We start from the raw sequence: 15,214 nt of genomic DNA, 5'->3' as shown, positions 1-15,214 counted from the left end.
AGTGCGGAAAGACTCTGACGTTCTATCTACCCTGCATATACAAAAACGCTTCCGGCAACGCGGCCCGCCACGTCACCCAGTTGTGGCCGCTGGCATATTCGCGGTACTGGTGGGGTAAATCGGCGTCGGCAAAGAGGGCGGCCATGCGGCGGTTCGGGGCAGCCAGCCATTCCAATACGCCTGTATCGAGGCTGGTTTTCAGGTGCGTGGGCGGAGAAACGCTCAGGCGTTCGCGCAGCCATTCCCCGGCAGTCGTCGTGTCGATGATGCCGTCTTTTTCGGCACCGGGCCGCGCAATCAACGCCCCGCTGTGGCTGACCACGCGGGAAAAGAGTTCCGGGTGGGCCGCGCCCAGATGCAGGCTGATCAGCCCGCCGAGGCTCGCGCCCCACAAGCCGCGCTCGCTGGCGGTGGCAAGTTCGCCTTCCACACGTGGAAACACTTCGGATTGCAGGAAGTCCAGATAGCGGTCATTCAGGTAATACTCGGCGCTGCGGTCTCCGGGTTCCACGAACACCAACACCGCGCCCGACGCCAAGCCAGCTTCCACCGCCCTGTCCATCACCTCGCCCAGTTTGCCTGTGCGGTAAAAGGCCACGCCGTCCTGCACGTAGTAAATAGGCACGGCCTGAGACGAGTGATACCCGTGCGGCGTGTACACGATGGCGCGGCGTGTGCCGGGAAACACCGTACCTTCCCACGTCAGGCGGTGCGCCGTGCCCTTGCGGGTGGCGTCGGGCGCGGCCCACAGCGGGTGCTGCGTGTACTGGCCCACCACCACCGCACGCGGGTAGGGCCACCAAGGATTTAGCGACTTTTGGGCGTTGTCGGGGTCGGCAAAAGGCGTGCCCGCCTCGTCCAGCCACGCATATTCCACCCACGCGCCGCGCGGCAGGCTCAGCGTAATGGACTGGCCCGCCACCACGGGCAGCGCGGGGCGTTTGCGCCAATCGGTAAAGTCGCCCACCAACGCCGCCGCCCCCGCCGGAGCCGAAAAAGTGACCTGAGAACCTGCGACAGAAACAGACATAGGAGGAAGTGTAGCGGGTGTATGGGAGCGGGCAAAGTCGGGAGTTCAGGAGAGCTAGTTCTGCTTTCAGACGATCTCACTGGCTGAACAAATGAGAGAAATAGATGATTACCGTTGCTTGCGTAAAAGAACGGACATCCAGACAATATTAATGATACTCAGCAGAATTGCGAGCATGAATGGTAGATTCAGAACTGATACGCCTGAATTGGAATCATACCTGAACTTGATGGAAACGATGTTTATGTCTATATAGGAGATGGGGCCGGAGCCATTGCTTTGCATGTCGGTGTTGACACCACCTGACAGATAAGAGACATAATAGACGGATGCAAAAAGTACCAGAAACATGATGTAGATTGTGTTGAAAATCATTAAAGTTTTAATATTTTCCCCTAATTATGAAGTAAATGGTGCTGTTGCAGTAGATAGCTACAGTAGGGCCAGAGCGCATTCTTTCAAACCCTCACCGAATCCTATACGTCACCCCAAACCGCAGCCTCGTACTTTCAGGGTTGTTCTGCACGCCCACACTCACGCTGGCGCGGTCATTCACGTTGTAGGCGGCGCTGAAGCTGGGGCGCACGCTCTGCAAGTCCAGCCCGTTCAGGGGCGTGCTGACCTTGAAGGTAAATTGCTTGTCGGGCGTGGAATACGTGGCGTCGATGAGGCCCGCGCCCGTCAGGTCGGTTTGGTATTGCAAGTACAGATTGCGCGTCAGGTACGATCCCAGCGTGATGGTCGCGCCGAGGCTGCCGTCTGCTGTAGAGAGGTTGGGCGTCAGGCGGAACACGTCCAGGCCGAGGGCGCGGGCCACGTTGCGCTCTATTTCTCCCAGCACAAAGATGTTCAGCGCGGTTTGCAGGGCGCTGGCCCCCAGTGCGGTCAGGTTGCCGGGCAGCGTTTCTAGGTTGGGCACGCCTGTGGCGACAAGCGCGTACAGTTGCGCCTCGCTGTAGGCCTGCGTGGTGGCGGGATCGGTGCATTCGCTGCTGCCCGTGCCCCCGGCGTTGGCCGTGCAGCGCAGCGCGGTGGTCAGGTCAAGCGTGCTGGCTCCGCTGGCGAGGGTGCGGAATTCGCCCTTCACGTCCAGCGTCACGGGCACGCGCTGCCCGGTGGTGCTGGCCTGCACGTTGCCGCTGGCAAGAATCGCAAAGGTCGGAAAGAGGCTCTGACCGGTGAAGCTGACGAGGCCGCTCTGGATGGCGAATTCGTTTTCACGCAGGAAAATACTGCCGCGCTGAGACGTGATGTCGCCCGTGATGCGCGGTTGTGCGCCCGTCCCCGACACCACCAAGGAGCCGCCAAATTCGGCGCGGGCGAGGGCTTCGTCTACCCGGATGCCGTTGGGGGCGCGAACCGGAATGTCTTCCAGCACGAGGCGCTGGAGGAAGGGGCGAGCGGGGGCGGGTGCGTTGGGATCGCGGCCCAGTTCGGGGAAGGTGGAATAGATGTCGGGCAGCGGGGTCGCGTAGCTGTCGGTGGTGCGCCCGTTCGCGCCGCTGCCGCCCTCGGTGGTGGTCTGACCCGGTGCGGGAATGGTGGCGGTGGCCCCCACGCGCCCCAGCGTCAGGCGCAGAAAGTCGGCGGCCCCACTCACGCGGATCAGGGTTCCGTCGTCCACCGCACGCAGGTCGGCATTCAGCGCGCTCTCGCGGGCATAAATGACCGCCAACGGCAAGTTGTAGTTGCGGGCACTCAGGGCCAAGTCCCAGCGCGGCGCAATCTGTCCGGTCAGGCTCAGGGTTCCGGTTCCGGTCACAGGGTTGGTGCTGCGGCTCTGGGCGTCCAGCGTCCAGCCGCTTGTGGCCTGCGCCAGCGTGACGGTGGTGTTGGGGAGTGCGCCCAGTGCTTGTGGGGCCAGCAGCCCTTCAAAGCGCACGCGGGTTTGGCTCAGGTCGCCCAACGTCAGTTGGCCGCTGGCGTTCAGGGTGCCGTCGCTGCCCACCACGCCGCCCGTCAGCACGCGCCCGCTGGCTGTAAATGCGCCCGAATCTGGCAGATCGCCCGAGAAGGTCGGCACTTGCAGGCTCAGGCCCGCCAACGTGCCACTCAGGTTGCTGGCCCGCACCTGTCCACGCGGGCGGTCATAGGTTCCGGCCACCTCTAGGGTCAGGGTTCCTTTCAGGCTAGGGTCAAGGTCGGCAATGGCGGGCACCAGCACCAGCACCGGGGTAAAGGTCGTGTTGGTGAATTGCGCGGTCAGGCCCACGTTGGAGCGGCTGAAGGCTCCGCGCACATTCCACGTTCCGGCCCCGGCCAACTGGATATTCACGTTCCGCAGTTCCCGCGCCGCGTAATCCAGTGTGCCGGAACCCAGCAGCGTTTCGGTGATGCGGCCCTCGCCTGTGCCGCTGGTCGCACTCACGCGGATTCGTTCGGCCACCACGGTGGCGGTGCCTGCCAGCGGGTCGGCCACCGGAACCCGGAAGCGGGCCACTCCGGTCACGATGCCCTCGCCGGGGCTGTTGCCCACCAGTGCGCCCACGATTGCGCCTACGGGGAAGGATTTCAGCGTCACGTTTCCGAACAGTTCGCCCCCGCTGAGGCCGCCGAACAGGTCGGATTCGCCCAAAAAGCCGCGAATGCGCCAGTCGCCGCCAATTTGCGTGCCTTCTATACGGGCGGGCAGGGTCTTCGGCCCCAGCGTCAGGCCTGCGCTGCGAATTACAAAAGTGCCGCCACCGTCGTTGATGTTGGCCTCGCCGCTGACCCGGCCCGACAAGGCGGGTGCAATCGCCAGTTCTTTCAGTTCTACGGCGTCCAGCGTGGCCCGCAGGTTGTAGCCCTGATCGGTGGGACGCACGGCCAGCACGCTGCTCAGGGCAGGCACCACGTCGGCCAGCCCGCCCGAACCGATCACGCGGGCTTCTCCCATGTCGTTGGCGGCGGTCAGGTTGGCGCTGAAGGTCTGGCCGCCCAGCGCCACCGTGCCGTCGACTCGCACGCTCTGGCCCGCGCCCGACACCGGGTAGCGCGTGACTGTCACGTTTCCGGTCAGGCCCGCCGCGTCTGCACCCACGTTCAGGGCCAGTGTGCCGCCGTCCTGCGCCAGCGATCCGGTCAGGCGGCCTGTCCAGTTCTTGTCGGTCTGCTGGGCGTTCAGGGTCAAGGTTCCGGCGGGCAAGGTGGCGCTCGCCTGCACAGTGGGTTTTCCAGCGGTCAGATTTACGGTGGCCTGTACGTCGCCGTTCACCTTCAGGCCCAGATACGGCACCTCGTAGTCGGTGGTCACGTCCTGAATATTCAGCGTCAGTTGGCCGTCGCGGGTATCGGTGCTGATGGCCCCTTGCGCGGTCACGCGGCCTGTGAGTGCCGTCCCACTCAGGTTAATTCCCAAGCGCGAGAGGTCGAGGCCCGGCAAGTCGGCCCGCACGGTCTGGTCTGTCCAAGTGATCCGGCCATCCTTCAGACCGTCGCTGACGTTCAGATCGGCGGCCCGCAGACTGGCTGTGCCGCTGGCCCGCCACTCGCCCCGGCGCAGGCTCAGCACCAGATTGGGGTCGGCCAGCGGGCCAGAAGGCGTGACGCTCAGGCTGAGTTCGGGGCGGGTCAGGCTGGTGGCTCCCAGCCATTGCCACTGGCCCGCCGCGTTGGGCCGCAGTTCTATGGCTCCGCTGGCGGTGGCTCCGGGGCCGTCTACCAGACGCACCTGCACGCCCGTACTGCTGGCGACAATCTTCGCCCCCGCGCCCAGCAGTCCGGCGTCTCCGGTGGCGAGCGGGTGGGCAAATGGGCCGCTGAGGGTCAGGGTGGCGGGCTGGGTCAGCACTCCGGCGGGGCCACCGGTCAGGCGGGCGGTGCCGTGCCAGCCGGTGAAGGGATCGGCGTCCAGATTCAGCGCCGCCGTCACGCCTTGCGCGGCTAGTGTCCCGTCCAGCGAGAGGGCACGGGCGCGGTATGTGGCCTTCAAGTTGCCGTCCAGTGCGCCACTGCTGACCAGATTTACGTCGGCGGTTCCGTTCAACCCCGCCGTGCCTGTGGCTTTCACAGTGGCCCCAGCAACCGAAGCGGTGAGGCCCGTCAGAGTTACAGTCTGCCCGTTCAGCGTGGCAACGGTGGCCCCGGCCTGCGCCAGTGTGCCGCTCAGGTTAGCCAGCGTGCCCGTGATACTTCCGGTGGTATCGGCCAGCGTGACGCCGCTGAGGGCTGCGTCACGGGTGGTGAGGGTGGCCGCCAGTGTGGGAGCGGTCAGGGTGCCGCCCAAAGTCACGTCGGCGGTGGCCGCGCCCGTGCCGCCTACCAAGGGCAACGGCGTCAGGCGCAACGTTCCGGCCAGTGCTGGAATGAAGCCCTGTGTGCGCGTCAGGGTCACGCTTCCGGCTCCCAGTTCGCCGCCGCCGAGGGCGTAGCCGCCGCGTCCGTCTCCGGTCAGGGTGATGGGCTGAGCCACTCCGCCGACAGTAGCAGTTGCCGTTCCAGCTAACGCGGGCCACACGCCGTTCAAGTCCAACTTGGCCGAGTTTCCACCGCTGGCGACAGTCCCGTAAACCCGTGCCTGCAAGCTTTCCAGCCCCGCCGCGCCCGCCGTCAGATTCAGGTCGGAGGCTTCGGCGTACAGCGTGCCTGTGGCGTTGCCTTTCAGGTCGGCCCGCGCATTGGCCTTCAGGCTGAGTGCCCGCCCGGACAAGATCACGCGGGCGTCGAAGGCGTCGGCCACCGTACTGACTTGCCCCGCGACTGCCGGGTTGGTCAGGTCGCCCGTCAGGTTCAGGGCCGCGCCCAGCACGCCTGCGCCCAGTGTGCGGGCGTCTATGTCCCGCGCCGTCACGCGCACGCCTGCGGGCAACTGGCCCCGCGCCTGCAAGACTCCGCCGCGCAAGCTGCCGTCCAGCGCGGCTTCCAGCACATTTTGGCCGCCCGGCTGCCATACATAGGAAGCGCTGCCGTAGAGGCTGAATGGCCCGATGCCGCTGTCCCGAATGCTGCCCTGCTCACCCTTCAGCGCCAGATTCCGCAAGGTCACTTTGGATGGCCCGCCCGCCAACGTTCCCGCTGCCGTGACCGTGCCGCCGAAAGTGAGGGCGTCCATATCCAGATTCACAGGTAAGAGCCGTGCCAGTCGCAACGGTTCGGCCCGCAAGGTCAGGTCGTACTTGCCGCCCGCCAGCACCGCGCCGCCCGCCACGCGCTCTCCGGCCAGCCGCACCGAAACGTCTCCTGCGCGGTAGGTGGCCCCCAGATCGCCTGTCAATTCGCCCGCACTGTCCTCTATCCGGCCTGCGAACTGCGCGTCCAGCTTGCTCCAAGTGCCGCCGCCCAGCGTGGCCTGCCCGGTCAGGGCCAGTTGTCCGGCGCGTCCCCACAGTGCGCCCACGTCCAGCGCGGCCAAATCCAGCGTGCCGCCGGGCCGGAAAGGCAGATCGGCGGGCAGGGTTCCGGTGACGCTGGCAGTCCGGAGCTGTCCATTGAAGGGGGTACGCAGCGTGGCCGCCAGATTTAGCGGGCCGGAGCCGTTAAGCGTCGCGTTCAGGGCGTTGTTTTCTCCTAGTGTGCCACGTGCCTGCAAGCTGCCCAGCCAGCCCCGGCGGGCATTCCAGCCGCTTGCGCCGGTCAGGGCCACGCGCAGGCCGTCCGAGCCGATGTAGCTGGTGTTCAGGGCGAGGCGGGAATCCAACAACCCGCCCAGCGCATTCGCCCCCAGTTGCCCGCGCACAAATCCGGCCAAGGGTTCGCCCACAAAGGTCAGGCGGTAATCCTGCCCCAGCAGGCGGGCGGTCACGCGGCTGCCCCCGGCTTGCAGTCCGGTGGGCGCATTTTGCAGCGTGCCCTGCGCGTTCACATCCGGTTTGGAGAGGCTGCCGCTGGCCTGCACCGTGTACGTTCCCGGCAGATAGTCCGTCAGGGTGGCTTTGGCGCTCAGCCCCAGCGTGGGAAACACTGGCCCGCTGGCTCGCACCGTCAGCAGGTCGGGCAGCGTGGCCGACGCGCCCGCCAACCGCAACACACCGCCCCTGTAGCTGGCCGGAGCCGAGAAGCGCACGCCCGCCGCCTCACCCAGCGCGTTCAGGGTCAGGTTGTCCAGCGTGCCGCCGATGGTGGCGCTGAGGTTGCCCGCCGTGCCGCCCGAACCGTTGGTGGCGGTCAGCGTTCGCAGATCGGGCACATTCAGGCTGCCCGCCGTGTTCCATTTCCCTGCATTTTGCTTAAGGCTGATATTTACTGCCGCGCCCGACACGGTTCCGGCCAGTTGTGCCGAAGCGGCCCCAGTCGTCAGGTTGCTTGCGCTGGCGGTCAGATTCAAATTCCGGCCTTCATACACGCCCGCTGCCCGCAAGTTCAGCGTCTCGGCGGCGCTTCCGGTCAGGGTTCCCCCCACGCCGTCCACGTTCAGCACGGCGTCGGCCTGCGGGTAGAGGGGGCCGCGTACCCGCACGTCTAGACCCGCCAGCGTACTGGTCAGGTCTGCGCCCACCTGCCCGCGCTGCACGGTCACGGCTCCCACCGCCCGCTGACCCCCCAGCGCCAAATTGACCTGTGCCCGCCCGCTGGCCGCTGCAAAATCTAACTTGGGCACGCTGAGGCTGGCGCTGAGGGTTCCGGTTACGCCGCTGAGGAACGGTTGCAGGGCGCGGGCGTCCAGTACGGCTCCGTCAATATTCAAATCGCGCCCGTCGTAGTGAACCGGAATCCGCGAGCCCGGATGGGTCAGCGTGCCGGAAGCGGTGACGCCGTTCTTCCAATTCACCCGTGCCGCCAGTCCCAACGGCTGGCCCACATAGCGCGTGCCGTCGGTGGTCAGTGCCGCACCCGTAGCTGAGAGTTGGGCGATCAATCTTCCGGCCACGAACTCCTTCCGCACGGCTTCCGGCAAGAAGGGCAGGGCGGGGGAGAGGCTGGCGCTGAGCGTGCCGCCGATGGTAGGCAGCACCGTGACGCGGCCTGCGACGGGGCCGGAGGGCAGGGCCAGCAGTTGCGCCCCGTTGCCCACGAGTTGCAGCGTTCCCGGCGTGCTGCCGAAGCCGTAGCGCAGGTTCGCCGCGCCGTTCCATTGGCCGCCTGCATAGCCGAGGCCGCCCACATTCACGCGCCCCGTGCTGACCGATGCCGTGAGGGGCAACACCTGAGCCGGAAGGCTGACGCGGGCCTCTGCTGGCCCGAAGCTTTGGGCATTCAGGCGTACCAGACCGCGTAAAGTGGAGAGATCGCCGCTGGCATTGGCACTCAGATAGGGCCCACTAACCCGCAGATTCAGGCCTGACAGCACGCCGGAAACGAGGGTGCCGCTGGCATTGATGCTCTGGCCCGCCACGTTGCCCGCCACTTTGATCTGACCTTTGCCCGTCAATCCTGCGGCACTGGCCGTCAGGTCAAGAGCTTGGCCCTGAAAATCGCCCGCTGCCCGCAAATTCAGTGTGTCGGCGGCGCTTCCGGTGAGGGTTCCACGCACGCCGTCTATGTTCAGCACGGCGTCGGCTTGTGGATACAGCGGCCCGCGCACCCGCAGATTCAGGCCCGCGAGGGTGCTGGTCAGGTCTGCTCCCAGTTGTCCGCGCCGCAGCGACACCAGTCCGTCTGCCCGCTGCCCTCCCAGCGCCAGATTCACCCGCGCCCGTCCATCGGCCTGTGCGAAGTCCAGCTTCGGTACGGTCAGGCTGGCGGTCAGGGTTCCGGTCAGTCCGGGCAACACGGGTTGCAGGGCGCGGGCATTCAGCACCAAGCTGTCTAGCGTCAAGTCACGCCCGTCGTAGCGAACCGGAATTCGCGAACCGGGGTGGATCAGCGTGCCGGAAGCGGTGACGCCGTTCTTCCAGCCCACCCGCGCCGAGAGGTTCAGCGGGTCATTCAGATAGCGCGTGCCAGTGGTGGTCAGGACTGCGCCCGCTGCCGAAATTTGCGCGACGAGTCTGCCGGGCACAATTTCCTTCCGTACCGCTTCGGGTAAGAAGGGCAGGGCGGGGGAGAGGCTGGCGCTGAGCGTGCCGCCGATGCTGGGCAGCACCGTGACACGGCCTGCCACCGGGCCGGAAGGAATCGCCAGCAGTTGCGGGCCGTTGCCTTCCAAGCGGAGTTGTCCGGGCGTGCTGTTGGCCGCCGTACTCAGGACATAGCGCAAGTTTGCCGCGCCGCTCCAGTCACCGCCCAAGAAGGTCAGGCCGCCGATGTTGGCCCGCGCCCCAGTCAGCGAGGCGTTCAGGGGCAACACCTGCGCCGGAATGCTGACCCGCACCCCTGCTGGGCCGAAACTTTGGGCATTCAGACGCACCGTGCCGCGCAGATCGGACACGCTGCCGGTGGCGTTGGCACTCAGGTAAGGGCCATTCACGCGCACATTCAGGTCAGACACGGTGGCGGGCAGGGTCAGTTTGCCGCTGGCGATCACGCTTTGGCCCACGAATTCGCCCACTGCACGCACTCGGCCCCCCGCAGCGGTTAGGCGGAAGGGGCCCGCGTCGATGACGCCGCTCAGAACGTTGTTCCGGGCGCTCAAGTCGCCGTACAGTTTTTGCCCACCCAACGTCAGGCCGCGTGCCCGCAAGTCCAGATCAGAAAAGCCACGCAGGCTCACGCTGGCACTGCCGCCCGCGCCGTCGAACACGTTCACGGTGCCGCGTGGCTCAGTGCCGGTGCCGGTCACATTGCCATCTATAAAGAGGCCGCCTGCCGCCGTACCGCCCGCAATCGGGCCGCGCAAATCCACGTCGTACCGGCCCGAAGGCAGCGAGGCTTTGCCGCTGGCCCGCAAGCCTTCGCCGTCGCTCAGGCGCACGTTCAGGCTGTCCCAAGGGCCGCTCAGCGCGACCGTGTATTGATCCAGCACGCCGCTGGCTTCCACAGCTCCCCGGAAGGTTTGGCTGCCCCCAGCATCGGTGCTGCGCCCCGGCCCCCAAGTGGCACGCCCTTGCACGGTTCCGGTCTGGCCCAGCGCGGTCAGCGTTTGCCGCCCGGTCACGCGGGCCAGTCCGGTGCGGGCGTCGTAGGTCACGTTCAGATTGCCCCACGTTCCCGCCGCCGTCAGGTTGGGCGTCACGGTTCCGGTCAGATTCACGGCCTGCGCGGGAATGGTGACGCCACTAAACGAGAGCGGCCCGGTGCGCCCGGTCAGGCGGGCATTCAGGTTGCCGTATTCGCCCGCCAGCACAGCACTCAGCGTTTGCGGCGCGTCGGTACCGTTGCGGTAGGTGCCGCTGCCGCTGACCTGCACATTGGGAAACACCCGGCCTGCCAATTGCGCCCTCACACTCGGATAGGTCACGTTCAGATCGGCGGTGATGGGCTGCCGCGCCCCCTGCCCGTTGCGCTGCAAAGTGCCGCTGACGCCCGCGCCCGCTGCCGAAGCATTCACACGTGCGCTGCCGCCTAAGCCTGCCAACGCCAGATCGAGGGTTCCATCCAGCCCTTGCTCGGCCAGCGCAGGCAAGAGCGGGCGCAGGGCCGCCAGATTGACCCGGCCTGTGGCGTCCCAATTGGAGCCGTCAATGACGCCGCGTGCCGTATCGCGCCTGCCCGCTGCATTAGCGGTGGTCAGAGAAAAGCGCAGCCCGTCTTGCACACTGACCGTCCCCGCGATGTCGGCCCCCTCAATGCGGGCGTCTGTTAGGAATCCCGCCGAGAGTTGCGTGTCGGCCAGCACGGTCACGCGGTTGCCCGCCGTACCCAGCACCCCGCGCAAGCTGGCCGTGTCGCCGCGTGCGGTGGCGGTCACATCGAAGCCGTTGCCCCGCGCCGTCAGGTTGCCAGTGGCTTTCAGGGCGGTGGTCACGTTCAAATCGCCGTTCACGGTCACGCCGCCCGCCACCGCCAAGTTGCGGGCGCTCAGGCCGAAGGTATCGCCGTTCCACGTCAGACGCTGGTTGCCGGGTTCAAACGTGCCGCGTTGCCGCACATAATTCAGATTCAGAGGGCCAGTGAGGGGTGCGGTCAATCCGGGCAGGCCAGCCGTTAGCGTGCCCGTCAGGTCGCCGCCCGTCGCGTCCAATTGCCCTTCGCCGCCCAGAGTAATGCCCGCGCCGCTGAGGTTCTGGGCGCTCCAAGTGCCCTTAAATTCGCGGTCAAGCTTGAGGGCAATTGCTCCAGCCGCCATGCCTTGCCCGCTTTGCAGGTCAGCTGTCAAGCCCTGTGCGTTCAGCTGCGCCGTGCCTGCCAGCTCAAATGGCCCCACCGTGCCCCCACTGATGGCCGCCCGCAAGTCCGAGGGTTTGCCGGTCAGGGCCACCCGTGCGCCCACGCCGCTCACTTCCGGATTCAGCACCGCGTCTATAGCCTGCGTTTTCAGGTCGAAGGAACCGCGTGCAGGCCCGCCCAGCGCCGTACCGCCCAGCGTCAACACATTCTGTGCATCAATCTTGGCGGCCAGCGTGAGGGGTTGGCCCGCCAGTGTTCCTTGTACTTCAGCGCTTCCCGTTCGGCCCAGTGCCCAGCGCCCGGTGATGGCCTGATTTCCGGCCAGCGCGGTCTTTACGCTGAAGGCCAAGTCGTTGGTCTGCCCGGCGCTGTTGCCGTCTTCGGTCAGCAGGGTGTATTCCACGTTGGCATCGCGGAAGGGCACGCCCGCCACTTGGCCCGCGCCCTTGGCATAGGCTTTCACGCGCACCGTACTCCAGCCGCCAGCCGTGACCCGCAAATTCAGATTGCCCGTGCCAGTCGTGCCGAATGCTTTGGCGAGGCCAGCCACAGTCGGGTCGGCGTCGGCGGTCACACTCCAGTTCTGGGCCTTGAGGTCGACTGCACCCACCGCGTTCACCGGGCCATTCCAGCCGCGCCCCGCCAACTTCAGATCAACTCTGTCGCCCCGGTGCGTGGCGGTTCCGTTGACGTTGTTCACAGTCACGAATTTGGCCTGTGGTACGCGCAAGGCCGCGTCTGTCACCTTCAAATCTCCGCGAATCGGGCCGTCGTTCAGGACGTAGCGCCCAGTAATGCGGCCCGCCGTGACTCCCGGCCAGTAGTGGTTCAGCACGCGGGCATCGGCGTCCAAATTCAGGCCAAAGATGTTGCCGTCCTTGCCTTGAGACACCTGCACGTCGGCGTTCAGTTCGCCTTCCGTGGTGCGGCCCTTCACGGCCAGCGCACCGTTTTCGCCCTGTTCTACGCGGAAGCTTCCGTTGGGGATATTCACGCCCTCGCCGTTCACGTTCACGCGGGCGTTGTTCACGTCCAGTCCGCCCAGCACCACTTTCCAGCCGCCTTCGCCCGCCGCGCCGCCGCCCCTCAGCAACTCCTGTAATTTCAGGTTCACGGTGGCGTCCTGCACTGCCACATTCAGCTTCACGGTGCGCGACGCGAGGTCTACGCCCGCCACAGTGACGCCAGCTCTGGCTGCCGTGCCCTCTATTCCCGGCAGTTTGACGGTGGCCCCCGACAGAGTGGGAGACCACAGCGGCCCGCCCGTTCGGTCTGCCGTAATTTGCAAATCGTCTCCCAGCCGGGACAAGATCAGCCCACCCAACAGGCGCGGCGTCAGGGTGACCACCGCCATCAGCACCAAAAAGATGGCCAGGAGCACCCAAGGCCAACGCCTGCGCCGAGGACTCGGCTTGGGGTCGCCCTGTTGGGGCGGCAAGGCCGGGTCAGGCAAATGGGGTTCAGAGCCGTCTGTCACAGCGGACACACGGGGAATGGGGTGCGGGTCAAGGAGGCGGCCAAGACGACAGGAGCGGGCATTCCCGCTATTCTAGCCGCACTCACATGAATGTCAGGGGGCCTCGTCTCACCTGACCATCAGACACGGTGGGAGCGCTCGGGCGCACAGCGGAACCTGACAGACACTTGCCCCTGCCCCGCGCCCGCTACCATGCGCCCTATATGCGCCTTACCGCTCTTGTCACCGGAACCGTTCAGGGCGTGGGCTACCGCCGTTTTGTGCAGCGCTACGCCCGCGACCTCAAGCTTCAAGGCTACGCCGAAAACCTGACCGATGGACAGGTAGAAGTCATTGCAGAAGGCGACCAAGCCGACCTAGATCGCTTGCTGCACTGGCTTCACCGGGGGCCGCCCCACGCCCGAGTGCGTGAAGTCCAGACCCAGTACAGCGAGGCGACTGGGTTAAAAGATTTCCACGTGTACTAAATTGGCCGCCCTATCCTCCCCTCATGGAAGGGCATTGCGTCAGCAAGGGGGTTCGCTTTCCAACTTCAACCAAAAAAGGGAGAGAAGGCCCGTAAGCCCCCTCTCCTTTCAAGCTCCCAACTTCAGGAACTCAGCTTGAATTGACGCTTACTCCAGAACCTTGGCGACGACGCCTGCGCCGACGGTGCGGCCACCTTCGCGGATGGCGAAGCGCAGGCCTTCTTCCATGGCAATCGGCTTGATCAGTTCGACCACGAAGGTCACGTTATCGCCGGGCATGACCATTTCCACGCCTTCAGCCAGTTCCACCACACCGGTCACGTCGGTGGTGCGGAAGTAGAACTGGGGGCGGTAGCCACCGAAGAACGCGCTGTGACGGCCACCTTCATCCTTGGACAGGATGTAGACGCTGGCTTCGAACTTGGTGTGGGGCTTGATGCTGCCGGGCTTGGCCAAGACTTGACCGCGCTCCACGTCATCACGGGCCACGCCACGCAGCAGCACGCCGACGTTGTCGCCGGCCATGCCGGAGTCGAGCAACTTGCGGTGCATTTCGATGCCGGTGACGGTGGTCTTCTTGGTGTCGCGCAGACCGATGATTTCGACGTCGTCCTGCACTTTGACGATTCCGCGCTCCACGCGGCCCGTGGCCACGGTGCCGCGTCCGGTGATGGTGAAGACGTCTTCGACGGGCATCAGGAAGGTCTTGTCGGTGTCACGCTCGGGGGTGGGGATGTAGGTGTCCACCGCGTCGAGCAGTTCCCAGATGTAGTCGACCCACTTGTTGGTGCCGCGCTCCATCTTGGGGTTGGCGACCAGTGCGTCCAGCGCCTGCAGGGCGCTGCCCTTGATCACGGGCAAGTCGTCGCCGGGGAACTCGTACTTGGAGAGCAGCTCGCGCACTTCCATTTCCACGAGTTCGAGCAACTCTTCGTCGTCGACCATGTCGACTTTGTTCATGAACACGACGATATGGGGCACGCCGACCTGCTTGGCGAGCAGGATGTGCTCGCGGGTCTGGGGCATCGGGCCGTCCGCGGAGCTGACGACCAAGATCGCGCCGTCCATCTGCGCCGCACCCGTGATCATGTTCTTGACGTAGTCGGCATGGCCGGGGCAGTCGACGTGGCTGTAGTGGCGGGCGGTGGTGTTGTACTCGACGTGGGCGGTGTTGATGGTGATGCCACGCGCCTTTTCTTCCGGGGCTTTGTCGATCTGATCGTAGCGCTGGGTCTCGATGCTCGGATCAGCCGATGCCGCCGTGAAGGTGATCGCCGCCGTCAGCGTGGTTTTGCCGTGGTCGACGTGTCCAATCGTGCCCACGTTCACGTGGGGCTTCGTGCGCTCAAACGTTCCCTTTGCCATGATGAATCCTCCTAGGTGGGTCACCCGGCCTTCGTCCCTGATGGAAGGGAGTGGGCAGCGGGCAAGCCTTCCAAGTTTACAGGCCCGCGCCCCGCTGGGGTAGAGGAAGCCTGCCGTGCTGAAGAGAGGGCGAAGTAATGGGTCGAACTGGAGTAAAGACTAGAGAAAACGCGGCCCACTCGTCGCAGGCCGCGTTTTCAGGTTGGAGCTCTTGGTCAGGATTGAACTGACGACCTCTCCCTTACCAAGGGAGTGCTCTACCACTGAGCTACAAGAGCAGAAAAAAGTAAGCGGGAAACGAGACTTGAACTCGCGACATTCAGCTTGGGAAGCTGACGCTCTACCAACTGAGCTATTCCCGCGTCCTTGTGGTGGGCAGGGGCGGATTCGAACCGCCGTACACTTACGTGAACAGATTTACAGTCTGTCGCCTTTAACCACTCGGCCACCTACCCAGCCCAGTTTTGGCCCGTTTACTGCTATTCCACGCGTGGTTTCGTAGAATCTGGAGCCACCCAGGAGAATCGAACTCCCAACCTTCCGATTACAAGTCGGGTGCTCTACCAGATTGAGCTAGAGTGGCACCTTGAGCCTGCGCCGGAAAGCCGAAAAAGCGGTTTCCTTGAGCATGGAACCTTGAACATGGAAGTTGTCCGCCTGCGCGTTCTCTTCCGGTTGTGAATGGTAGCACCGCCCCCTAAAGGTGTCAACACAGGCCTCCGGCTCTGTGGAAGGGGGTCTGAACGTCATCAGTTGCGCCCCGCTGCCTGCACTTGGGTGTGTCCGTGTGCGCCTAGGCCGTGACATGCT

4 protein-coding genes and 4 tRNA genes are annotated in these 15,214 nt (G+C 65.2%); 1 reads left to right on the top strand and 7 read right to left on the bottom strand.

All coding sequences use genetic code 11. The annotated features are described in order from the left end of the window. Positions 1 to 22: 22 nt before the first annotated feature. Both SU48_RS10080 and SU48_RS10070 read right to left on the bottom strand, forming a co-directional pair. Positions 23 to 1,030, bottom strand: coding sequence for an alpha/beta hydrolase (locus tag SU48_RS10080; protein ID WP_064015144.1), 1,008 nt, complete (start codon positions 1,028 to 1,030; stop codon positions 23 to 25). Between the two features lie 466 nt (positions 1,031 to 1,496). Next, a complete protein-coding gene (locus SU48_RS10070; protein ID WP_064015985.1) occupies positions 1,497 to 12,449 on the bottom strand; it encodes a translocation/assembly module TamB domain-containing protein in 10,953 nt (3,650 codons plus the stop codon). Between the two features lie 326 nt (positions 12,450 to 12,775). Between SU48_RS10070 and SU48_RS10065 the strand changes: the two genes are divergently transcribed. Continuing rightward, on the top strand, positions 12,776 to 13,039 hold the full coding sequence (locus SU48_RS10065; RefSeq protein ID WP_064015984.1) for an acylphosphatase: 264 nt from the start codon (positions 12,776 to 12,778) through the stop codon (positions 13,037 to 13,039). A 147-nt stretch (positions 13,040 to 13,186) separates the two neighbouring features. Here SU48_RS10065 and tuf read toward each other — a convergent pair whose 3' ends face one another. From tuf to SU48_RS10040, 5 genes are all read right to left on the bottom strand, one after another. Then, a complete protein-coding gene (gene tuf, locus SU48_RS10060; protein ID WP_064015142.1) occupies positions 13,187 to 14,404 on the bottom strand; it encodes an elongation factor Tu in 1,218 nt (405 codons plus the stop codon). Positions 14,405 to 14,607: 203 nt separating this feature from the next. After that, positions 14,608 to 14,682: transfer RNA gene (locus tag SU48_RS10055), tRNA-Thr, on the bottom strand. A gap of 11 nt (positions 14,683 to 14,693) precedes the next feature. Continuing rightward, positions 14,694 to 14,766, bottom strand: a tRNA-Gly gene (locus tag SU48_RS10050). 7 nt (positions 14,767 to 14,773) lie between these two features. Beyond that, positions 14,774 to 14,859: transfer RNA gene (locus SU48_RS10045), tRNA-Tyr, on the bottom strand. A 51-nt stretch (positions 14,860 to 14,910) separates the two neighbouring features. Then, positions 14,911 to 14,987 (bottom strand) — tRNA-Thr (locus tag SU48_RS10040). Positions 14,988 to 15,214: the final 227 nt, after the last annotated feature.

Source organism: Deinococcus puniceus, from assembly GCF_001644565.1.
GTDB lineage: Bacteria > Deinococcota > Deinococci > Deinococcales > Deinococcaceae > Deinococcus > Deinococcus puniceus.
Note: the sequence above shows the minus strand (reverse complement) of the source record. Positions and strands in the feature narration are given on the sequence as shown.

Coding starts and splice junctions, on each gene's coding strand:
- SU48_RS10065 (WP_064015984.1), top strand. CDS start 12,776: ATGCGCCTTACCGCTCTTGTCACCGGAACCGTTCAGGGCGTGGGCTAC.
- SU48_RS10080 (WP_064015144.1), bottom strand. CDS start 1,030: ATGTCTGTTTCTGTCGCAGGTTCTCAGGTCACTTTTTCGGCTCCGGCG.
- SU48_RS10070 (WP_064015985.1), bottom strand. CDS start 12,449: ATGGCGGTGGTCACCCTGACGCCGCGCCTGTTGGGTGGGCTGATCTTG.
- tuf (WP_064015142.1), bottom strand. CDS start 14,404: ATGGCAAAGGGAACGTTTGAGCGCACGAAGCCCCACGTGAACGTGGGC.